20 protein-coding genes are annotated in these 21,169 nt (G+C 66.5%); 8 read left to right on the forward strand and 12 right to left on the reverse strand.

The features are described 5' to 3' along the window. Positions 1-86: 86 nt before the first annotated feature. The 9 genes from G6N57_RS26345 to G6N57_RS26385 form a co-directional block, all read right to left on the reverse strand. Positions 87-1,262, reverse strand: a complete 1,176-nt coding sequence (locus G6N57_RS26345; protein ID WP_077743779.1) for an acyl-CoA dehydrogenase family protein — start codon at positions 1,260-1,262, stop codon at positions 87-89. Between the two features lie 7 nt (positions 1,263-1,269). Continuing rightward, complete coding sequence (locus tag G6N57_RS26350) at positions 1,270-2,316, reverse strand: acyl-CoA dehydrogenase family protein (RefSeq protein WP_077743778.1); 1,047 nt, start codon at positions 2,314-2,316, stop codon at positions 1,270-1,272. Further along, positions 2,316-3,158, reverse strand: coding sequence for an amidohydrolase family protein (locus G6N57_RS26355; RefSeq protein WP_077743777.1), 843 nt, complete (start codon positions 3,156-3,158; stop codon positions 2,316-2,318). The genes G6N57_RS26350 and G6N57_RS26355 overlap by 1 nt, the downstream gene beginning before the upstream one ends. Next, complete coding sequence (locus tag G6N57_RS26360; protein ID WP_077743776.1) at positions 3,155-4,771, reverse strand: acyl-CoA synthetase; 1,617 nt, start codon at positions 4,769-4,771, stop codon at positions 3,155-3,157. Before G6N57_RS26360 ends, G6N57_RS26355 begins: the two co-directional genes overlap by 4 nt. 8 nt (positions 4,772-4,779) lie before the next feature. Continuing rightward, positions 4,780-6,027, reverse strand: a complete 1,248-nt coding sequence (locus tag G6N57_RS26365) for an amidohydrolase family protein (protein ID WP_077743775.1) — start codon at positions 6,025-6,027, stop codon at positions 4,780-4,782. Between the two features lies 1 nt (position 6,028). Beyond that, positions 6,029-6,853, reverse strand: a complete 825-nt coding sequence (locus tag G6N57_RS26370) for an enoyl-CoA hydratase (protein WP_077743774.1) — start codon at positions 6,851-6,853, stop codon at positions 6,029-6,031. A gap of 112 nt (positions 6,854-6,965) precedes the next feature. Continuing rightward, entirely contained in the window at positions 6,966-7,973 is a 1,008-nt protein-coding gene (locus tag G6N57_RS26375; RefSeq protein ID WP_077743773.1) for a dihydrodipicolinate synthase family protein, read from the reverse strand. Between the two features lie 8 nt (positions 7,974-7,981). Continuing rightward, positions 7,982-8,776 (reverse strand): SDR family NAD(P)-dependent oxidoreductase, encoded by a 795-nt coding sequence (locus G6N57_RS26380; protein ID WP_077743772.1) that lies wholly within the window; start codon positions 8,774-8,776, stop codon positions 7,982-7,984. Positions 8,777-8,783: 7 nt separating this feature from the next. After that, positions 8,784-9,545, reverse strand: coding sequence for a crotonase/enoyl-CoA hydratase family protein (locus G6N57_RS26385; RefSeq protein ID WP_077743900.1), 762 nt, complete (start codon positions 9,543-9,545; stop codon positions 8,784-8,786). A 264-nt stretch (positions 9,546-9,809) separates the two neighbouring features. On the opposite strand from G6N57_RS26385, the gene G6N57_RS26390 reads away from it, so the two are divergent. Further along, a complete protein-coding gene (locus tag G6N57_RS26390; RefSeq protein WP_174814522.1) occupies positions 9,810-10,574 on the forward strand; it encodes a TetR/AcrR family transcriptional regulator in 765 nt (254 codons plus the stop codon). 62 nt (positions 10,575-10,636) lie between these two features. Here the strand turns inward: G6N57_RS26390 and G6N57_RS26395 are convergent, their stop codons facing one another. Genes G6N57_RS26395 through G6N57_RS26405 form a run of 3 tightly spaced genes read right to left on the reverse strand, consistent with a single transcriptional unit; the run spans position 10,637 to position 13,503 of the window. Continuing rightward, positions 10,637-11,818: a thiolase family protein gene (locus G6N57_RS26395; protein WP_077743771.1), complete on the reverse strand. Its 1,182-nt coding sequence runs from the start codon at positions 11,816-11,818 to the stop codon at positions 10,637-10,639. A 52-nt stretch (positions 11,819-11,870) separates the two neighbouring features. Continuing rightward, a complete protein-coding gene (locus tag G6N57_RS26400; RefSeq protein ID WP_077743770.1) occupies positions 11,871-12,740 on the reverse strand; it encodes an enoyl-CoA hydratase/isomerase family protein in 870 nt (289 codons plus the stop codon). Further along, positions 12,730-13,503, reverse strand: coding sequence for a FadR/GntR family transcriptional regulator (locus G6N57_RS26405; protein ID WP_077743769.1), 774 nt, complete (start codon positions 13,501-13,503; stop codon positions 12,730-12,732). The genes G6N57_RS26400 and G6N57_RS26405 overlap by 11 nt, the downstream gene beginning before the upstream one ends. A 91-nt stretch (positions 13,504-13,594) precedes the next feature. On the opposite strand from G6N57_RS26405, the gene G6N57_RS26410 reads away from it, so the two are divergent. Genes G6N57_RS26410 through G6N57_RS26440 form a run of 7 tightly spaced genes read left to right on the forward strand, consistent with a single transcriptional unit; the run spans position 13,595 to position 21,168 of the window. Continuing rightward, positions 13,595-14,389 carry an enoyl-CoA hydratase/isomerase family protein gene (locus G6N57_RS26410; protein ID WP_174814523.1) on the forward strand — a complete coding sequence of 265 codons (795 nt, stop codon included), beginning with the start codon at positions 13,595-13,597 and terminating at the stop codon, positions 14,387-14,389. A 9-nt stretch (positions 14,390-14,398) separates the two neighbouring features. Further along, positions 14,399-15,199, forward strand: a complete 801-nt coding sequence (locus tag G6N57_RS26415; protein WP_077743767.1) for an enoyl-CoA hydratase/isomerase family protein — start codon at positions 14,399-14,401, stop codon at positions 15,197-15,199. Beyond that, positions 15,199-15,972 (forward strand): enoyl-CoA hydratase/isomerase family protein, encoded by a 774-nt coding sequence (locus G6N57_RS26420; RefSeq protein ID WP_077743766.1) that lies wholly within the window; start codon positions 15,199-15,201, stop codon positions 15,970-15,972. Before G6N57_RS26415 ends, G6N57_RS26420 begins: the two co-directional genes overlap by 1 nt. After that, positions 15,972-17,420, forward strand: coding sequence for a class I adenylate-forming enzyme family protein (locus G6N57_RS32130; RefSeq protein ID WP_077743765.1), 1,449 nt, complete (start codon positions 15,972-15,974; stop codon positions 17,418-17,420). Before G6N57_RS26420 ends, G6N57_RS32130 begins: the two co-directional genes overlap by 1 nt. Then, positions 17,413-18,849 carry a class I adenylate-forming enzyme family protein gene (locus G6N57_RS26430; protein ID WP_077743764.1) on the forward strand — a complete coding sequence of 479 codons (1,437 nt, stop codon included), beginning with the start codon at positions 17,413-17,415 and terminating at the stop codon, positions 18,847-18,849. Before G6N57_RS32130 ends, G6N57_RS26430 begins: the two co-directional genes overlap by 8 nt. After that, a complete protein-coding gene (locus G6N57_RS26435) occupies positions 18,842-20,344 on the forward strand; it encodes a class I adenylate-forming enzyme family protein (protein ID WP_077743763.1) in 1,503 nt (500 codons plus the stop codon). The genes G6N57_RS26430 and G6N57_RS26435 overlap by 8 nt, the downstream gene beginning before the upstream one ends. Continuing rightward, on the forward strand, positions 20,341-21,168 hold the full coding sequence (locus G6N57_RS26440) for a TIGR03619 family F420-dependent LLM class oxidoreductase (protein ID WP_077743762.1): 828 nt from the start codon (positions 20,341-20,343) through the stop codon (positions 21,166-21,168). Before G6N57_RS26435 ends, G6N57_RS26440 begins: the two co-directional genes overlap by 4 nt. Position 21,169 lies beyond the last annotated feature (1 nt).

The raw sequence follows: 21,169 nt of genomic DNA on the forward strand, positions 1-21,169 counted from the left end.
TTTGACATGTGAAATGGGCAGTTTCGTGTCTGCTCGGCATCTGGCGGAAGCTTGAGGAGGCAAATGCAGCCCGTAGTCTGCTCGCGCTAGGAAGCCTTCGCCTTGGGAGCTGAGTAGTTGGGCTTCCCGAGACCGAGCACGTGCTGGGCGATCATGTTGCGGAACACTTCGAGCGTTCCGCCGTAAATGCCCACCAATGGCGCGAACCGGTAGACGTACTCACTGCGGTCATCGGCTCCCCCGTCGGCCCCGACCGGCAGTGCGGCGACTGATCCCGCGATATCCATCAGGTCCGGGGCAATGTCACGCATGGTCTGCGCCAGCGCCACCCGGCCGAAGATGCTGGGTGACGACAGGGACGCCTCCAAGCGAGCCACACTGCGCCCCAAGCGGTAAGCCACCGATCCATCGTCGACGGCACCGGACCTGCCGACGAGTGCAGCCACATTGTCGGCCGCCTCGGCCATGAATCCGGCCTGGTGCATCATGATCGCGACATCGGCCAGGCCGTCGTCGGCGGCCGCGACCGCCCCGTGCTCGGCATCCAGCGGCTCCCGCACCACCGTCCAGCCACCGTTGACATCACCGAGCCGGTACTTGTCGTCGACCCGCACGTCGGAGTAGTAGACGATGTTGGTGCGGTCACCGTCGATGGTGCGGATGCCCTGGATCTCGATGCCGTCGGAGTCCAGCGGCACCAGGAACATGGTCAGGCTCTTGTGTTTCGGTGCTTCCGGATCGGTGTTGGTGATCAGGAAGACGTACTGGCAGTTGTGCGCACCGGTGGTGAACATCTTGGATCCGTTGATCACCCATTGGTCACCGTCACGCACCGCGCGGGTCTTGCAGGTGGCGACATCCGACCCGCCCTCAGGCTCGGTGTAACCCAGGCACATTCGCACGGTGCCGTCGAAAACCCCGCGCAGCACATCGTCGCGGATCTCCGGGGACGCGAACTTCGCCACCGACCGGGCGATCATGACGGTGGTCCCCCAGGTCACCCACGGCACCTCGGCGCGTCGCTTCTCCAATTGCCAGATGCGTGACTGCACCCGGGAGAAGCCGCCGTCGGCCTCGGGCTTGAATTCCTTCTCCAGGTAGCCGGCCGCGCCCAGGGCCAGGTGCACGCCCTCGTGGAAGTTGTCGCCGGTTTCGCGGTCATGCCGAATGACATCCTCGGTGACGATGCGTCCCAGGAACTCTCGTACCTCGGTACGGAACGCCTCGTCCTCCACGGACAGTTCGACTGTTGAGAAATCCATGGTTGTCCTAAACCTCGCTGCTTTCCCGGGCGGCCACAATCTGAGCGATGCGGACCGCGGAGGCGCCGGGGTCACCGCCGGCCAGTGCCCAGCCTCGGGCCCGTACCAGGTACGCGGTAGCCGCTGCCTCCGCGGACACCCCCAGCCCACCTTGAACGTGTACCGCCATGGTGGCGGCCTTGGCGGCCTCCTCCGCCATGAAGACGAACGCCGACGGGGCCAATTCCGACCGCTCGTCGGGCTCGTTGTCGAGGAACCACGCGGCCCGACGTACCAGGCCCCGCCCGCTCTGGACGGTGATCGCGATGTTGGCCAGCGGATGGGAGATGCCTTGCAGCGTGCCGATCGGCACGCCGAGGGTGTAGCGCGACTTGGCGAACTCGGCGGCAATCGTCATGGTCTCCTCGACCAGCCCCACCAGCGCGGCGGCCGTCAGCAAACGCCATTCATCCAGTGCCCGTTGATATTCGGCCACCGCTTCGGCACCGCCGGCCAGCACCACCCGCGAGTCCGCGGCGGCCGGATCCACCCACGCCATCGGCAGCTTTCCGATGTTGTCGACGCGCGCCGGCCGGCTGGAGAATCCCAGCTGCACGATGCTCTCCCCGTCGCGGACGACGATGTGGTCGGCGATCGACCCGGCCGGGACGAGCCGTGAGCCGGCTGGTGCGACCTGCTGAGGGTCGATCGCCACCAACTGGGTGCCGTTGACGACGTCCTCCGACTCGAGAGCACCCAGCCGTGCGAGCAAGCGTGCCGCCACGACGTGGTCGATCCACGGCACCGGCGCCAGCGAGCGCCCCAGTTCCTCGGCCACCAAGGTCAGGTCCACCAGGGTCGCCCCGTCGCCGCCGACGGATTCCGGGAGTGCCATCGTGGTGGCTCCCATGGCGCACAACCGTTCCCACAGACTCTTGTCGAACCCTGACGGTTCGGCCGCGCGCACGGTTTCGATGTCGGAGTGCGTCTTGAAGAACTGCCGGTACGCGGTCTGCAGGTCGACGTGGTCCTCGGTCAGGCTGTAATCCAGCCTGCGCAGTTCATAGCGGTCCATCAGCGCTCCATTTCCGGGCCGTCGCCGAAGAAGAACTCCGCAGCGTTGTTGTAGAGATAGTTGTCCAGCACGTCGGCAGGCAGGTCGAGCGCCAGCGCCTCGGGCACTACGCGCTGCATGCGCAGCACCGGGAAGTCCGAGGCGAAGATGACCTTGCCCTTCCCTCGGGTCCGCATGAAGTGCAGCAGGGACTCCGGCAGCCGCTTGGGCGACCAGGCCGACGTCATCAACCGTAGGTTCTGGTACTTGATCAGCATCCGAATCGCGATGTCCCACCATGGATCCGCTCCATGGATCATGCAAAGCTTCAATTCCGGGAACCGCACGCACACCCGGTCGAGGTGGATGGGGTTCTGCACCTCACCGGGGATCGGCGGACCGGGGATGCCCGTGTTGACGCACAACGGCAGTTCCAGCTCGGCGCATTTGGTGTAGAGCGGGTAGTAGACCGCATCGCTCGGTGGATACTGCCCGTCACCCCAGAAGCTCGGGCCCACAACGGCGTACGCGACCGGCAAGTCAGCCACGACGGCTGCCAGTTCTCGCAACGACGGCATGGGGCGCAACAGGTTCACCCCGCCCATCGCCAGCGCGAACCGGTCGGGCTGGGCCTCGACGAACTTCCGCGCGGTCACCGACGGCTTGGCCAGGGAATCCATCAGGATGGCCTTCTGCACCCCGTGGGTGTCCATTTCATCGAGCAGCTCGGACAGGTCGATGGGGTCGTACATCGACTGCGGGCCCTTGAAGTAATCGTCGCGCACCTTCTTCATGAAGGTGGGCTGGTTCTCGGTCTCGCCGAAGTGCACGTTGGCCAGACAGTCAATCACCTTGTGATTCATGCTTTTATCTCCGCTTGTTGCGACGCCAGGCGCTTGGCCCAGCGGTAATCGGCCTTGCCGTTGCCGAGTCTGCGGATCTCCTCGACGAACAGCACGTCCTTGGGCAGTTTGAACCGGGCCAATCGGGTGCCGCAGTGCTCCCGCAGCGCGGCGACGTCGACGGCGTCGCGGACCGACACCAGAGCGACAACCTCCTCACCCCATCGCTCACTGGGCCGGCCGACAGCCAGGGCATCCACCACGTGGGGGTGTGCCCGCAGGGCTTCCTCGATCTCCTCGACGAAGACCTTTTCCCCACCGGTGTTGACCACCAGCGAATCCCGGCCCAGCAGGCGCAGGGTGCCGTCAGCGTCGAGGGAGGCGCGGTCACCCGAGACCACCACCCGTTCGCCGGCCACCTCGGGGAAGGTCTTCGCCGTCGCCGCCTCGTCGTTGAAGTAGCCGAGCGGAATCCGGCCGTTGCGGGCCACCCAGCCCACCTCGCTGTCACCGGGAGCCAGGAAGCGGGAGTAGTCGTCGGCGAGCACCAGGCCACCGGCGCGCAGCTGGAAGGTTTCGGCGGTCGGGGTTTCGCGCTGGGTATGGCCGAATCCCATGTTGCCGGTCTCCGAGGACCCGAACCCGTTGATGACGGTGATCTGCGGGATGTGCTCCAGCAGTGCACGTTGATGTTTCGGGTTGGTCGCGGCACCGCCGGTGCCGATCGCGAACATCGCCGACAGGTCGTAGGAGCGCCGGCCCAACTCCTCGACGATCGGTCCGGCGTAGGCATCGCCCACCATCGTCATCAGCCCGACCTTCTCCCGCTGCGCGGTTTCGAGCACCGCACGTGGGTCGAAACGTGGCTTGGTGTCGTGCAGCACCACAGTCTGACCGGACAACAAGCCGGAGAACGCGGTCCACATCCCGGCGGCATGCATCAACGGCGACACAGCGAACCACGGCGGGCCTGCGTTGGCCACCTTGGCGTGGATTTCGCCCACCTGGTCGTGGTCGGCGCCGTTCATCGATGACACGTAGATGTCGGCCTGGCGCCACATCACCCCTTTGGGACGGCCGGTCGTGCCGCCCGTGCAGACCATGAGCAGATCGTCGGGTGACGGGGCGATGTCGCGGTCGGTATCCCCCTGCGCCAGCGCATCTTCCAGTCTCACGGCATTCGGCAGCTCGGTACCGTCGCCGTCGTCGACGGAGATCAGCACCTCGGCGACACCATCACCGAGCACGTCGGCGAACTTGTCCCCGAGTGAGCGGTGGTAGATCACCGCACGCGGTTTCAGGTAGGCCAGCAGGTCGGCCACCTCGCCCGGTGTGTAGTAGTAGTTCACGTTCACCGGGACGGTGCGCGCCTTGAGGCAGCCGATCACCACCTCGGGGTACCGGTCGTTGTGCATGACCAGCGCGACAACGTCCTGACCGCACTCCCAGCGGTTCAGATCCCGACGTTCCCGGAACGCGCCCAGCCCGCGCGAGGCAAGGTAGTTCGCCAGCCGGCGGGTCAGGTCAGCGCCCTGCGCGAAGGTGGTGCGGCGATCGCCGCACACCGTCATCTCGCGGTCGGGCACCGCCTCGGCGATCGCATCGACGACGGCGCCGATCGTCCATTCGACCATGGCGGCGGCTAGACCGACACCAGGCCCGCGACGCCAGGCGCGGTCCGGGTCGGGTCACCCAGAAGCTCAAGAGCGTTGTCCCGCATGACTTTTCTGGTGTCCTCGAGGCTGAACTCCGGGAACTGCGGGATGTCGGCGGTGAAGGTGGTCGGGTCGGCCAGGCCCTCGCCGTGCGGCCAGTCCGAGCCGAACAGGATCTTGTCCACACCGATGGTGTCGGCGAGCAGCTTCACGTCGTCCTCGTAGTACGGCGCGATCCAGACGTTGTTGCGCAGCTGCTCGACCGGATCCTCCTTGAAGTGGTACGGCGCATTGTTGGCCGCCTTCTTCAGCCGCTTGATCAGCCGGTAGACGAAGTACGAGCCGTTCTCGATGCTGCACACCTTGAGCTTGGGATGCCGGGTGAAGACCTGGTGCACGATCATCGAGGCCATGGTGTCGTGAATCGCGCGGTCATCCATGATCACCATGTCGAGCGGGTCGCGCTTGCCGAACCCCTTGAATACGCCGCTGCCGCCCCACAACGCCGGGACCGCCATGTATCCGGAGTCCGACAGATGGAAGACCACGGCGACACCGGCCTCGGCCAGGCGGGCCCACACCGGATCGTGCGACGGGTCCCCCAGGGACCGCGGCCGGACCGCACCCGGTACCGGTGCCGGCCGCACACACACCAGCTTGGCGCCGCGGCCGATCACGAACTCGACTTCCTCGACCGCCTTGACCGGGTCCGCCAGCGAGATGATGGGCGCGGACACGAACCGTCCGTCGGGCCGGTCGAAGCCCCAGTCTTCGTCCAGCCACAGGTTGAAAGCGTGTACTGACGCCATGGTGGCCTCGATGTCGTGCTTGAGCCCCTCCTCCACGCCACACGCGAAAGTCGGCAGCATGAAGACGGTTTCGAGGCGCTGACGGTCGAGCACCTTCACCCGCGCATCGCGATTCTGGTATTCGGGATGATCGGAGAGCCGGTCGACCTTCATCAGGGAAGCCGGGTCCACGCCTTCGGGGATCTCGCCGCGGAACAGCAGGTCCAGGCAGCCCGGTTCGATGATCGGGTCGAAGGTCGGGTTGGGGATGAAGTGGTTGACCGTTCCGCCCATCACCGCCAACGTGCGTTTGCCGTCCTGCACCATCTGAACACCACGGCTCCGGAACTCCTTGGGCAGGTGCCGGGTGAACGCATCGATCGGCTCGTAGTAGTGGTTGTCGACGTCGACGGCAAGGTACGGAAGCCGTTCGGGAGCTTCGGGCATGTCAGCAACCTTCTTTCAGGGGCGGGAAATTCGGGGGCCGTTTTTCGAAGAATGCGGTGATGCCCTCGACGAGATCGGGGCGGACCATGGACTCGTGCATGAGTTTCTCGGCCCGGTCACTCACGTCGGCGACGTTGTCGTTGGCGTCGCCGTAGAGCTGACGCTTGATCACCGCCATGGACGCCGGAGAGCAGTTGCGGGCCAGATCCTCGGCATACTCCAGGGCGCGGCCCAGTAGGTTCTCGGGCGCCACAACCTCTTTCACCAATCCGAGCTGGGCCGCTTCCTCGGCGAGGAAGGTCCGGCCACTCAAGAGCAGGTCCGCCGAGGCACCCCAGCCGGCCAGCCGCGGCAGGATCCAGGTGATGCCGTATTCGCCGATCAGTCCCCGGCGTGGGAAGGCGGTGGCGAATTTCGCTCCGGCCGCGGCGAATCGGACGTCGCACATCAGCGCGTGGGTGAGGCCGATGCCGACGCAGGCGCCGTTGATGGCGGCGATGACCGGCTTGCGCAATTCGGTGAGGAAATGCGGGTGGCGCTCGCCGACAATCTTGCTGACGTCGGTGTCCTCGGTGATGCCGGCGCCCAGGTCCTGCATGGCGCCCATGTAGGCACCGGCGCAGAATCCGCGCCCACTCCCGGTCAGCACGATCGCCCGAACCGCGCGATCGGCCTCGGCGCGATCGAAATTCGCGTAGACGCCGGCAGAGATGTCCGCACCCCACGAGTTCAGCCGGTCCGGACGGTTCAGCGTGATGACGGCGACACCGGCATCTGTCGTCTCGTAGAGCACCGCATCGGTTCCCACGCTGTCGGCGACCGTCATGCGCCGCTACCTCCCCGAAGCCACACCAGCCGTTCAGACATACATACTGTATACCTATCGGTAGTGCATTCCGCAAGCCTGGTGTTGGCGTCGCGACCTGCGCAAAGACGGTTCAGGCGTCGATCAAACCGAGCTTCCGGTAAGCAGTCTCGATCTGGACCTTGGCCGCATCCGGCAGCGGCGCCTGGGGCGGACGGGAATGCGGGTAATCGCCGATGGGCAGCCCCAGCACCGAGGCCGCGTGCTTGAACGCGTCGGCCCAGTGGGTGAAGTAGTCGGCTCGACCCGGGTAACACGTGAACCAGGACCCCATGTCGAAGCTGAACTGATCCAGTCCGGACTCCCGGCCGAAGTCCATCGCCTCGATCAGCCGGTCGGCGTACACCAGGTCCCAGTACTCGGTGAAGATGCGGCGTTGCGGGGTCTCGTACAGGTACCCCGCCGTGCCCAGCTGGGCCGGGCACACGATGCCGTCCCGAAGCCAGCCCGCCCGGTACACGGTGGTGTCGCATTCCCAGACCGCCAGGTACGGCGCCAGCTCATGTAGACGGCGGCTCGCGGCCGGCCGGAAGGCGCCCTCCTTGGTGGCGCACACCGCCGGGATCGCCTCGGCGATCCGGGCACTTTCCTCCGGTGTGAGCACATAACCGGAGGACGGCGAGTTGAACATCCCGAGGGCGATGTCCGTGCGATCGGCGACGTATCGGAAGAAGCGCAGCACACCCTCTCCGGCGTGTGCCTCCATCATGGGCGTCTGGATGTAGACGATGTCGGCGCCGGCCTGTTGCGCATGCCGGGTGAGCTCCACGCAGTCCTTGGCCGAGGTCGCCGCGGTGCAGGCCTGGATCACGACATCCGGGTTGGCGCGTCGCCCCTCGTCGATCGCCACCTCGAGCAGCTGCTTGCGCTCGGCCAGGGTCAGGGCCCAGAACTCGGCCAAACCGCTGGTACACCACAGCATCTGGTGACCGAGGTCGCCGACGCAATAGCGCACGAGGTACCGGTAGGCATCCCAGTCGATGTCGTCGCCGTCGGCGCCGCTGAACGGGGTGTATAGCGAATCACCGATTCCGCGCAGTGCGTGACGGGCCCAGTCTCGCGCTTCGCCTGCCGTTGCCATCCAACCCCCTAGATGAAGTCTGACCCACCGTCCACGTTGACGTTGGCCCCGGTCATGTACGAGTTGCGCCTGGAAGCGAGAAATGCTGCGACCGGACCGATTTCGCCGGGAAGTCCGGCACGTGGCAAATGGGCGGGATGACCGAAATGCTCGTCGATGGCCGCCATCAACGCATACGGGTCGTTGCCGTCGACACCTACGGTGTCAGCCCAACCACGCAGCGCTTCCGACGAGATGCTGCCCGGGGACACCACGTTGACCATGATCTCGTCCTTCGCCAGCAACAGCGACAGATTCTTGGACACGCTGTTCACGGCCGCCTTGGCCGCCGTGTACGCCGGCAGCCGGGTGCTCTGCCGCTGGGTGGAATGGGCCGAGAAGTTGACGACGCGCGCCCATTCGGCCTTGCGTAGCAACGGCAATGCCGCCCGCACACACCGCACCATACCCATCAGACCGGCATCGAACGCTTCCTGCCACTGGTCGTCGGTCAGCTCCTCGAAGTTGCCCGCGGCGCCCGGACCGACCGTGTTGATCAAGGCGTTCAGTTCACCCCATCGCTCGCCCACCGCGGCGAAGGCCCGCTCGACCTGGGAGCCGTCCGAGGTGTCGGCGACGATGGGCACCGCCTCCGGCGATCCGAGGCGGGTCAGCTCCGTTGCGGCAGCGTCGAGCACGTCGCGGGAACGACCCACGATCGCGATCCGCGCGCCATCCTCGGCCAGGCATTGCGCGGTCGCGAAGCCCATTCCGCGGCCACCGCCCACGACGACGGTGGCCGCACCCGCGAATCCCAGATCCATGGGATGGTCAGGAACCGGTCCAATTGGGGGCGCGCTTCTCGGCGAAGGCGATGGCCCCCTCCTTGGCGTCGTTCGAGGAGAACACCGGTGCGAGCAGTTCGCCCTGCTTCTTCCACATCTCGTCGGCCGACCACTCCGAGGACGAGGCGATGATCTCCTTGGTCACCGCCACGGCCAGCGGACCGTTGGCCGTGATCCGATCGGCGAGCTCGAGCGCGCCGTCGAGCGCGCCGCCGGGCTCGGTCAGCTTGTTGACGAAGCCCCACGCGGCGGCTTCTTCGGCGGTGAAGCTGTCACCGGTGAGCGCGAGTTCCATGGCCTTCTGGTACGGGATGCGCTGGTGCAGACGCAGCAGTCCGCCACCGCCGGCCACCAGACCACGCTTGACCTCGGGAATGCCGAACTTGGCGACCTTGGAGGCGACCACCAGATCGGTCGCCAGCACCAACTCGGTCCCGCCGGCGAGCGCGAACCCTTCGACGGCGGCGATCAGCGGCTTGCGCGGCGGGCGCTCGGTGAATCCCGCCCCGCGACCAGGAACGTACGGCAGCTCACCCGAAGCGAACGCCTTGAGGTCCATCCCGGCACAGAAGTTTCCACCCGCACCGGTGAGAACGGCCACCGACAGCTCGGGGGTGTCATCGAGTTCGTCCATGGCTTCGGCGAGCCCTTGCACCACCGCAAGGTTGAACGCATTGCGCGCTTCCGGACGATTGATCGTGATGACGAGCGTGCGACCCCGACGCTCCCGCAAAACTACTTCCGACACCAAATGCCCCTTCGCTATGCGCAGCCCGATACCCCGGAAAAGCCTACTATAGGTATTACAGTACAAAGACGGCGCCCCGCGGTACACGCTCGAGCGACGCCTCGGCGCGAGTGGCGGAAGGCCACCACGGAAGGGCTACCGGTAAGGTTGACAGCGACAAGACCCCGCGACACGCGCGCATAGGCGCAGTTCAGGTGGCGGCCGGCGGTAAATTCACCTGCGATTGAGCCGCGGCACAGGGACGACTTGAACAGAATCTATTCGATGGAGGTGCCCGCAGTGGCAAAGCAGCCGACCGCTGAGAAACGTCAACGGCGCGAACGTGGGTCCATCAATCCTGACGACATCATCGCCGGCGCTTTCGAACTCGCCGAGCAGGTGTCGATCGACAACCTCAGCATGCCGCTGCTCGGCAAACATCTCGGCGTCGGTGTCACGAGCATCTACTGGTACTTCCGCAAGAAGGACGATCTGCTCAACGCGATGACCGACCGCGCACTGCGCCAGTTCGTCGTCGCCACCCCCTATGTGGAGGCCAAGGACTGGCGTGAGTCACTGGCCAACCACGCCAGGACCATGCGAAAAGCCTTCATGGGTAACCCGATCCTGTGTGATCTCATTCTCATTCGGTCGGCACTGAGTCCCCGGGCCGCACGCCTGGGGGTGCAGGAGATGGAGACCGCGATCTCCGGGCTGGTCGAGGCCGGGCTGTCGGTCGAGGACGCCTTCGACACGTATTCGGCCGTGTCCGTACACGTCCGCGGGTCGGTTGTGCTGCACCGTCTGTATGAGAAGAACCGGGCCAACGACAACGCCCCCGGCGACTACGAAGAGACCATGGTGATCGACCCCGAGATCACCCCGCTGCTGGCCCAGGTCACCAGCGAGGGACACCGCATCGGGGCGGCCGACGAGAAGAACTTCGAGTACGGCCTCGAATGCATCCTCGACCACGCAGCGGCCCGGATCGAGGCCAACACCGGTAAGGCGAAGAAGACGCCCGCCCGGCGCAAGGCCGCGGCCAGCTGACTCTGCGTCCACGGCGCATCCTTCTCGGATACTCGCGCCGGGGACGCAGAGCCGACCATCGTCTAGACCTCGATGACCAGGCCGCCGCCCTGACCGCCACCAGCGCACATCGCGGCCACGCCGATACCGCCACCGCGACGCTGCAGTTCGTAGATCAGCGTGGTGACCATGCGTGCACCGGACGCCGAGATCGGGTGGCCAAGGCTGCATCCGCTGCCGGAGAAGTTCACCAGCTCCTCGTCGATGCCGTACTTGCGCACCGCGGCGATCGGCACCGAGGCGAAGGCCTCGTTGATCTCCCACAGCGCGACATCCGACGGCTTGAGCCCGGCGCGGTCCAAGACCTTGCCGATCACCTCGACGCCGCCGAGGCCGGTGTCACGCGCGGCGACGCCGACCGCACCCCAGGCCCTGACCTTGGCCATCACGTTGAGATTCTCCGCGGCCGCATAGTCGTCGCCGACCAGGGCGACAGCAGCGGCAGCGTCGTTGGTGCCGCTGCTGTTGCCCGCGGTGATGGAGAATCCTTCGATCTCCGGGTGCAGGACCTTGAGTTCGGCGAGCTTCTCCGCGGTGGTGCCGCGGCGCGGGTGCTCGTCGACGCTGAACTCGATGACTGAGCCATCGGGTTGGCTGACCTTCAGTGGCACGATCTCGTCGAGGAACTTGCCCGCGTCGATCGCGGCGATGGCCCGCTGGTGCGACCGCGCGGCCCAGGCATCCATGTCCTCACGGGTGATCCCGGCCGCTTGCGCGGTGTTCCAGCCGACCGTGATCGACATGTCGCGCATCGGCGCATCCGGGGTCTCGACGTGCGTCGGCGTCATCCAGGGCTCGATGAACTCGATCTCGGGACCGAATCCCGGAACCCGCCACTTCATCAGTGGCGACGACGACAGGGACTGCACACCGCCGGCCACCAGGACCCGCTCCATGCCGGAGCCGATCTGGGCCGACGCGTTGCCGATCGCGGTGAGCGATCCCGCGCAGTGCCGGTTGACGGCCTGACCGGGTACCGACTGCCAGCCCAGCGCATCGGCTGCGTAGCGCGCGATATCGCCGCCGCCGTAGTTGGATTCGGCGAAGATCAGATCGTCGATGGCCTCCGGGGCGATGCCCGCGCGGCGCACGACCTCGGGCAGCACCGTGGTGATCAGGGTTTCCGGCGGGGTGTTGACCAGCGTTCCCTTGAAGGAGCGGCCGATCGCGGTGCGGGCAGCGCCCACGATGACGGGTGTTGGCATGGATCCACCTTTACGCTATGTCGAGTTTATGTAACGGTATCAGGACGGGCTTCTACTGCGGTTCGGGGACGTGGAAATGTTCGTCGCGCAGCCGGAACGCTTCCTTCGTGCCATGTTGAGCGCGGGTCTTGACGAAGTTGAACTCACCCGGCGAGAACTGCAGGTTGGTGCCGTAGGCGTGGAAGATGTAACTCGCCACCTCCTCGCCCTGATAGGCCTGACTCTGCTCGACCAGCCGGAATGCCTCCTTGGCGATCACCACGCCGTCGGCCGGCATCTTGGCCGCCTTGGCGGCCCAGTACTGCGCGCGGGCCGTCACCTGATCGGCGTCACACGTGTCGGTGAAGATGCCGAGGTGCTCGATCGAGCCGGCCTCGACGATGTCCCCCGTCAGCAGCATCCGCCGGGCCAGCACCGGCCCGAGACGGTGGAAGAACATGTGCAGGCTGCCCAGCGCCGGACCGAGGAACCGGGTGGCCGGCATCCCGATCTTGGTATCGCGGGCGATCACCGAGATATCCGTCATCAACGCCATCTCGAAGCCACCGCCGAGTGCGTAGCCACTGATCTCCCCCACGGTGACCTTCGGGAAACCCATGAAGTTGTGATAGAAGCCAAACGACTTGCGGTCCACGGTAAGTCGGCGTCGCTGGCTGGGACGTGACTTCTTCTGCGCTTCGGGCGCTTCTGCCCCATACCAACCGTAGGCGTTGTTCATGTCCGCCCCGGTGCTGAACACCCCCTCGGCGCCACGCAGCAGCACCACGGTGAGGTCGTCGTCCTCGGCCACGATGTCGAGGTAGCGGGCGATCTCGTCGCGCATGGCCGCGTCGTAGGAGTTGCGCTGCTTCGGATTGTTCAGCGTGATGGTGGCGATGCGGTGATCCGCATCGACCTCGAACAGCACCCGGTCATCTGTCATGCGAAATCAACCTCGCTTCAATGGTTTTGTCGTTGCCTGCGGCCAACGTGGTGCGCCGCGCGGCGGAGAGATGGTCGCCGGCGAGCCTGGTCGCCCGGGCGGTGTTGCCGTCGGCGATCGCGTCCACCAGGCGCTGGTGATCCCGCAGCGCGGCCCGCATGGTCGACGCCGACATCCCCGCCTCGCCTTCACCGGTCCACACCCCCGACTCGTGCGTCGACCAGATCAGTTCCAGCGAGCCGATCAGCAAGATCATCGGCTCATTGCCGCACCGGGACACCAGCGCCTCGTGGAATCGCCGGGCGTTGGGGACATACTGCGAGGCGTCGTCGAAGTTCGCTGTCTGACAGTCGATCTCCGCCTGAAGATAGGGCACCACCTCGGTGGCGCGGTCCGCGCGGGCGGCGCACATGCCCGCACAGATCGGCTCCAGGTGCAGCAGGGCCTCGCTGACATCCGCCGGCGTGGCGGCACGGGCCTGCAGCACCATGCCGATCATGTGGGCGGTGCGCTCCGCCGAGGGCATCTGCACCACCGCCCCGCCGACGTTTCCGCGGCGCACCGAGATCAGCCCGTCGGTCTCCAGCAGATGGATCGCCTCACGCAACGCGGGCGGACTCACCCCGAACTCCTGGAACAGGCTCTCCTGCGTGGGCAGGATGTCCCCTTCGCGCAGCCGGCCGGACAGGATGTCGTCGCGCAGTTTCGACGCGACGATGTCGGCAACCCGGGGCTGCCGGATGCGCCGGGCGCGTCCTTCCATCGACGACCTTTCCTTGCTAACTTGTACAAGATAGTAACCGCATCGCCTACTGTATGGGCAACTGTATGGATTGGGAAAGGCTGGAATCCAGGTGAGTGACGGTTCGGTGACCACGTCCCGCGCGGACTCAACACTGTGCATCACCCTCGACCGGCCGTCGCGGCGTAACTCGTTGAGCCACCAGATGATCGACGATCTGGTCGACGTCCTGACCGCCGCCGCCTATGACGACTCGCTGCGGGCCATCGCCCTCACCGGGACCGGTGAGGACTTCTGCACCGGGGCCGACTGGGTCGCCACCAACGATTCAGGCCGACGCCCGCGTACCGGCGACCTGGTGCGGCGGATCCCGCACACCGCACACCGCGTCATCGAACTCGTCAGCACCATCCAGCTGCCGGTGGTGTGCGCAGTCCGGGGCTGGGCGGTGGGACTGGGCTGCAACCTCGCCCTCGCCGCCGACTTCACCATCGCCGACAGCGGGGCGACATTCTGGGAGCCGTTCATGAGCCGCGGGTTCACCCCCGACTCCGGAGCGACCTGGCTGCTGCCCCGCCTGGCCGGGGTGGCCCGGGCCAAGCGGATGCTGCTGCTCGGCGAGAAGGTCACCGGATCCCAGGCTGCCGACTGGGGGCTGATCCACGATGCGGTTGCCGCAGACGAAGTGGACACCGCGGTCGACTCGCTGCTGGCGCGGCTGGCCGCCGGACCGACCGTCGCGATCGGGCTGGCCAAACAGGCCATCGCCTACGGCCAGCACGCCACCCTGTCGCAATCCCTCAACCAGGAGCTGTCCAATCTGGAACTCTCCTGCCGCACCGCCGATTTCAAAGAGGGCCTGGCCGCGTTCCGGGAACGCCGCGACCCGGACTTCCAAGGCCGTTGAAAGGTATCCATGTACGACACCATCAAGTACGAGGTGGACGACCACAAGGCCACCATCACGTTGAACCGGCCCGACGCGCTCAATGCGCTGTCGCCACACATGATCACCGAGTTGCGGGCCGCCTACGCCGCAGCGGAGAACGACGACAACGTCTGGCTGATGATCGTCACCGCCACCGGCCGGGCGTTCTGCACCGGCGCCGACGTCAAGGAAATCCCCGGCGACGGAAAGGTCGTCAACGAGCGGCCCTACCTGTCCACCTACGAACAGTGGGAGGCTCCGCAGGAGGGCACCCCGCCGTTCCGCAGCATGGCCAAGCCCGTCGTGGTGGCGATCAACGGAATCTGTTGCGGCGCCGGCCTGGACTGGGTCACCACCGGTGACATCGTGATCGCCTCGGACCAGGCGACGTTCTTCGACCCGCATGTCAGCATCGGCCTGGTGGCCGCCCGCGAGATGGTGAGATTGGCCCGCGCACTCCCCCGATCAGTGGCGTTGCGCATGGCGTTGATGGGCAAGCACGAACGCATGACGGTCGAGCGCGCCTACGAGCTCGGGCTGATCACCGAGATCGTCGAGCACGACAAGCTGTTGGAGCGGGCCCACGAGATCGCCGACACCGTGTGTCTCAACGCCCCACTGGCGGTCCGCGGAACCCGACTGGCCATTCACAAGACGCTCGATCTGCCGTTGCACGAGGGCGAGATCCTGGCCGAGACGTTCCGCGAGCGCGTGGTGCGCACCGAGGATGCCCTCGAAGGACCGCGGGCGTTCGTCGAGAAGCGCAAGCCCAACTGGCAGGCCAGGTAATGGAAACACTTCTCCTCGATTTCGACCATCAGTCAAAGGTCGCCACGGTCACGCTGAACCGGCCCGAAGCGCTGAACTCGTTCAACCGTGCGATGTGCAACGAGATGCGCGATGCGTGGCACGCCATCAAAGATGACGAAGGCATCAACGCCGTGGTGCTTCGGGCGGCCGGCGACCGCGCATTCAGCGCCGGGCTGGACGTGAAATCCAGCTATGGCCAGCCCGAGATCGTCTGGAACCACGAGGATCCCGGGGAGTTGCTGAGCCCGAAGTGGCAGAAGCTGTGGAAGCCCGTGGTGTGTGCCGTGCAAGGTATGTGCACAGCCGGCGCGCTGTATTTCGTCAACGAAGCCGATGTGGTGATCTGCTCGCAGGAGGCCACGTTCTTCGACTCCCATGTCAGCGCCGGGTTGGTGTCGGCACTGGAGCCGATCGGCCTGATGCGCCGGGTCGGGCTCGGCGACACCTTGCGGATGGCGTTGATGGGCAACGACGAACGCGTCGGCGCCGAGACCGCACTGCGGATCGGATTGGTCACCGAGGTGGTGGCCAGAGACCAGTTGTGGGACCGGGCGCACGAGATCGCCGCCTCCATCGCCGCCAAGCCGCCGACCGCGACGCAGGGGACCGTGAAGGCGATCTGGGAATCGCTGGACAAGCCGTACCGGGCCGCCATGGACCAGGGCCTCATCTACACCCGGCTTGGCAACCCGATCGCCAAAGCCGAACTGGCCGAGCACCCGCTACCCAAGACAACACCGCGGATCCGCTGATGGCCCATCCCCTTTCGCGACGCATCGACGACGTGCTCGATCTGGACCCGACCGCGAACGCCATCGAATACGAAGGCCAGTGGCACACCTGGAGCCAAGTCGCCGCATTGGCGCGGCGTATCGGCACGGTGGCTTCCGGTACCCGGGTCGGCATCATGCTGCGCAATCAGCCCGCACACGTGGCGGCGCTGCTCGGTGTGCTGGCGGCCGGCGGCACTGTCGTCGTGATCAACCCATCCCGCGGCGCCGAGCGCACCCGCGCCGACATCGAAACCCTGCGCCTACCGGTACTCGTCGGCCTGGCCGAGGACATCGCCGCCCTGGCGTCCCCTTCGCCCTCGACGACGACGGTGACGATCCGCGATCTCGACACCCCACCCGAGATACGGTTCGCCCAAAGCCCGGCTGAGGCTGTCGTCCGGCCAGGTGTGGCGGTGTGGATGCTGACCAGCGGTACCACCGGACCGCCCAAACGCGTGGACCTGACCTACGACATGCTGGCGCGCAGCGTCATCGGCCGGGATCCCGAAAGTTGCCCGGCACCAGCTGAACTGCGGCGCGGTGTGGCGATCGTCAACTCGCCGCTGGTACACGTCGGCGGCGTGTTCCGGGTGTTGTTGTGCGTCGCCGAGGCCCGGCCGTTCGTGCTGCTGCCCAAGTTCGAGCTGACGCGCTGGGCCGATGCCGTGCGCGAACACCAGCCACGCGCGGTGTCACTGGTCCCGGCCGCCCTGCGCACGGTGCTGCACTCCGATCTCACGCGCGACGACCTCGCCGGCGTCCGTGTGGTCACCTCCGGCACCGCACCGCTGTCCGCTGACGACGCCGACGCCTTCACCGAGAAGTTCGGCATCCCGGTACTCACGTCCTATGCCGCGACCGAGTTCGGCGGTGGCGTGGCCGGCTGGACCCTGGCTGATCACCAGAAGTACTGGAAAGCCAAGCGCGGCAGCGTGGGCCGGGCCAATGCGGGAGCCCGGCTGCGGGTGGTCGATGAGGACGGCAATGCGCTCGGCCCGGACGAGAAAGGCTTGCTGGAGGTCAAGCCGGCACAGTTCGACGCCGACGCGGACTGGTTGCGCACCACCGACCTGGCCCGGATCGACGCCGACGGATTCGTCTGGATCCTCGGCCGCGCCGACCAGGCCATCATCCGCGGCGGATTCAAGGTGATGCCCGACGATGTCCGCACCGCCCTCGAGAGCCATCCGGCGGTGCGCGGTGCGGCCGTGATCGGTATGCCCGATGAGCGATTGGGCGAGACACCCGTTGCGATGGTGGAGCTGCACAGCACCGCGACCGTCGACGGTCTGCTCGAATACCTGGGCGGCCGGCTGGCCCGCTACGAGATCCCCACCGAGATCGTCCTGGTCGAGACGATTCCGCGGACACCTTCGGGGAAGGCCGATCTCGGCGCCGTACGGGACCATTTCGCCTCGCGTGTCTGACACCGTCGCGGGACTGCTACGCGGGCGCACCGACCGACCGCTGTTGATCTGCGACGACCAGCGGATCAGCTACGCGGAGGCCCAGCGTCGCTCTGCCGAGGTGGCCGGCGGCCTGCTCGCGCTCGGTGCCGGCAAGGGCACACACGTCGGGCTGCTGTATCCCAACGGTGTCGATTTCGTGGTGGGGATGTTGGCTGGGGCCCGCATCGGCGCGGTGACGGTGCCGTACTCCACCTTCCTGACCGCCACCGAGCTGGAGACCCAGCTGCGCGACAGCGATACCGCGATACTGCTGTCGGCACGCGGTTTCCGCAATCACGACTATGAGCAACGGCTGGCCGGTATCGAAGCACCGTGCCTGCGGCAGGTGTTGTTCGATCTGCCCCGTGCCGACGACCCGAGGTTGACCGGCTTCGAAGACGACGTGGACGGCTGCGACCCGCTGGCGATCATCTACACCTCGGGATCCACCGGCTTCCCCAAGGGCGTGGTCCACACCCATGCCTCGCTGATCGCACATCAACGCAATCTCAACGAGATCCGCGGGATCACGACCGCCGACCGTCTGTTCTGCAATTCGCCGTTCTTCTGGATCGGCGGGTTCGCGTTCGGGTTGCTGGCCACGATCAGCGCCGGGGCAACCCTGATCTGTTCGAACGCGACCGACGCAGGTGCCACCCTCGATCTGATCGAGGCCGAGAAACCCACCATCACCAACGGTTTCGTCGCCGGCATTGCCCACCTGACGCGTCATCCCAGCTATCCGGACCGACACTTCTCGGCGCGGCGAGGCAACCTCTACCCCGTCATGGCCCCCGACTGCCGGCCAACCGATCCGGAGCTCCGGCACAACATGCTGGGGATGACCGAGACCGGCAGTGTGGTGCTGATCGACGCCGACGAGGGTGATCAGCCCGAGCAGCGCCGCGGCAGTTATGGCCGGCCCGCGCCAGGATTCGAGACCAAGGTGCTCGCCTCGGGCGAACTGTGCGTGCGCGGGCCGTACCTCATGCAGGGCTACTACGGACTCAACCGCGAGGACTGCTTCGACGCCGACGGCTGGTTTCACACCGGCGACCTCGTGCGGGTCGACGACGACGGCTACTTCTACTTCCTCGGCCGGGCCGGCGCGATGATCAAGACCGCCGGCGCCAACGTCACTCCCGACGAGGTCGAGAAAGCGCTGGCAACACTGGGCATTACCGCGCACGTGTTCGGATTGCCCGATCCCGTTCGCGGGCAGCTCGTGGCGGCGGTCATCGTCGCCGATGACCCCGTCGACATCGAGGTGGTGCGAGCCCGGCTGCGCAGCATGCTGTCGGCATACAAGGTGCCGCGGGCATTCACGGTGTGTCGCCCCGCCGATCTGCCCACGCTCTCCAGCGGCAAGCTCGATATGTCCCGTCTATGCGGACTGTTCGATGACTGACACCATCGACACCCTGGTACGCGCGCGTTCGTCATCCACGAAGTCGGCGGTGGTGGACCCCGTCGCGCGGATCTCGTACGCCGAACTCGATTCCGCCACGGCCGAACTGGCCGCCGGGTTCATGGCCGCAGGTGTCACCAAAGGATCCCGGGTGGGGCTCCTCATGCCCAACGGGGTCGACTGGGTGCGGATCGCCATCGCACTCATGCGGATCGGCGCCGTTCTGGTTCCGCTGAGCACACTGCTACGCCCGGGTGAACTGGCCGCACAATTGCGGATGGCGTCGGTGCAGTTCCTCATCGCAGTCGAAGAGTTCCGGGGACATCGATACCCCGTCGACCATGATCTGCTGCCCGCGCTGCGCGCCGTGTGGTCCACCGGGCAAGCGCTTGGGTTCAGCGGATCGCCAGGCACCGCCGACGCGCTGGCTGGTTGCGTGCGCGAAAGCGACCCGATGGTCATCATGTTCACCTCCGGAAGCAGCGGGCCGCCGAAAGGAACCATTCATTCGCACCGTAATGCTCTGGGCGCCGTGCGCTCTGGGCTCGAAGCCCGGTGCATCACCGCCGAAACCCGGCTGTATCTGCCGATGCCGTTCTTCTGGGTCGGCGGATTCGGCGCCGGCATCCTCTCGGCCCTGCTGGCCGGAGCCACCCTGGTGACCGAACCTGTCCCCCGCCCGGATTCCACGCTCGAACTCCTTGAACGCGAACAGGTCACGCTGTTCCGGGGCTGGCCTGAGCAGGCCGAGGCGCTGGCCCGTCACGCCGGAGCCGCGGACCTGAGCGCATTGCAGCCGGGAAGCCTCGAGGCCCTTTTGCCCGACCGGATGCGGTCACGGCCCGGGGCACGGGCGTCGCTGTTGGGGATGACCGAATCGTTCGGTCCGTACTGCGGATTCCGGGCCGACACCGACCTGCCGGAATCGGCGTGGGGCAGCTGCGGCAAGCCGTTCGACGGTATGGACGTGCGCATCGTCGACACCGAATCCGGCGCACCGCTGTCCCCTGGCCAGACCGGGGCGATCCAGATCCGCGGCCCGCACGTGATGCGGGGTCTCTGCCGACGCGGCCGAGAAGACGTGTTCACATCCGACGGCTACTACCCGACGGGCGATCTGGGCTATCTCGATTCCGACGGATTCCTGTTCTACCGCGGCAGATCCGACGATATGTTCAAAGTCCGTGGTGCGACGGTATATCCGAGCGAGGTACAACGGGCGCTGCGGTCCGTGCCCGGGGTCCGCGCGGCCTACGTGGTAAACGTCCCTGACGGCCAAGCCAATCGGGTCGGTGCGGCAGTCGTGGGTGACGGCCTGTCGGTGGAGGCACTGCGTGCCACCGTGCGCGAGGTCATCAGCCCGTTCAAGGTGCCCACGCTGTGGCTGCTGCTCGACGACGAGGAATACGTCCCATGCGGGGCCACCGGGAAAGTCGACAACACCGCATTGCGCGCCATGCTGGAGGAGATCCACGCCAAGGAGGCAACAACGTGAAGCTCGGACTGTCCACACCCATCGTCATGCAGCACCCCGGTGAGTTCTCACCGTGGGAGACCGACGCCGGTCCCGACGAGCTGGCGTTGATCGCCGAGGCAGCAGACAGTCTCGGATTTCACCACCTCACGTGTGCCGAGCACACCGGAATACCCGCCTCCGCCGCCGGAGTCCGCGGGACCGTGTATTGGGATCCGCTGGCCACCTTGTCGTTCCTGGCGGCCCGGACCCGACGTATCCGGTTGACCACCGCCGTGGTGGTACTCCCGTACCACCACCCGGTGGCACTGGCGAAGAGTTACGGCACGCTCGACCGGCTCAGCGGTGGGCGCGTGATCCTCGGTGTCGGCGTCGGATCGCTGACCGAGGAATTCGAACTGCTCGGCGCCCCGTTCGAGGAGCGCGGAGCCGCGGCCGACCGGGACATCGCCAAGCTGCGGGCGGCATGGGGGCAGCCGGTCGTCGACGGCTTCGCCATCGAACCGCACGCCACCACTACCGATCTCGCCGTCTGGGTGGGCGGACGCACCAAGCGCTCGCTGCGTCGTGCCGTCGAATTGGGCAACGGCTGGATGCCTTTCGGCCTCTCGCCGGACACGATCGCCGAGTTCCTCGCGCCGCATCGACTGCCCGCGCACTTCGACGTCGTGCTGTCGCCCGGGGCCGCGCTGGATCCACTGGGGGACGCGGATGCCGTACGCCGTCGGCTGATCCGGTTGCGCGACGTCGGCGCCACGATCGCCAACTGCTCGGTGCAGGCGCGCAGTGCCGAACACTTCTGCGATCAACTCGCGGCGCTACACGCCATCGGCGAGGCGCTCTGAA

The organism is Mycolicibacterium boenickei (assembly GCF_010731295.1).
GTDB lineage: Bacteria > Actinomycetota > Actinomycetes > Mycobacteriales > Mycobacteriaceae > Mycobacterium > Mycobacterium boenickei.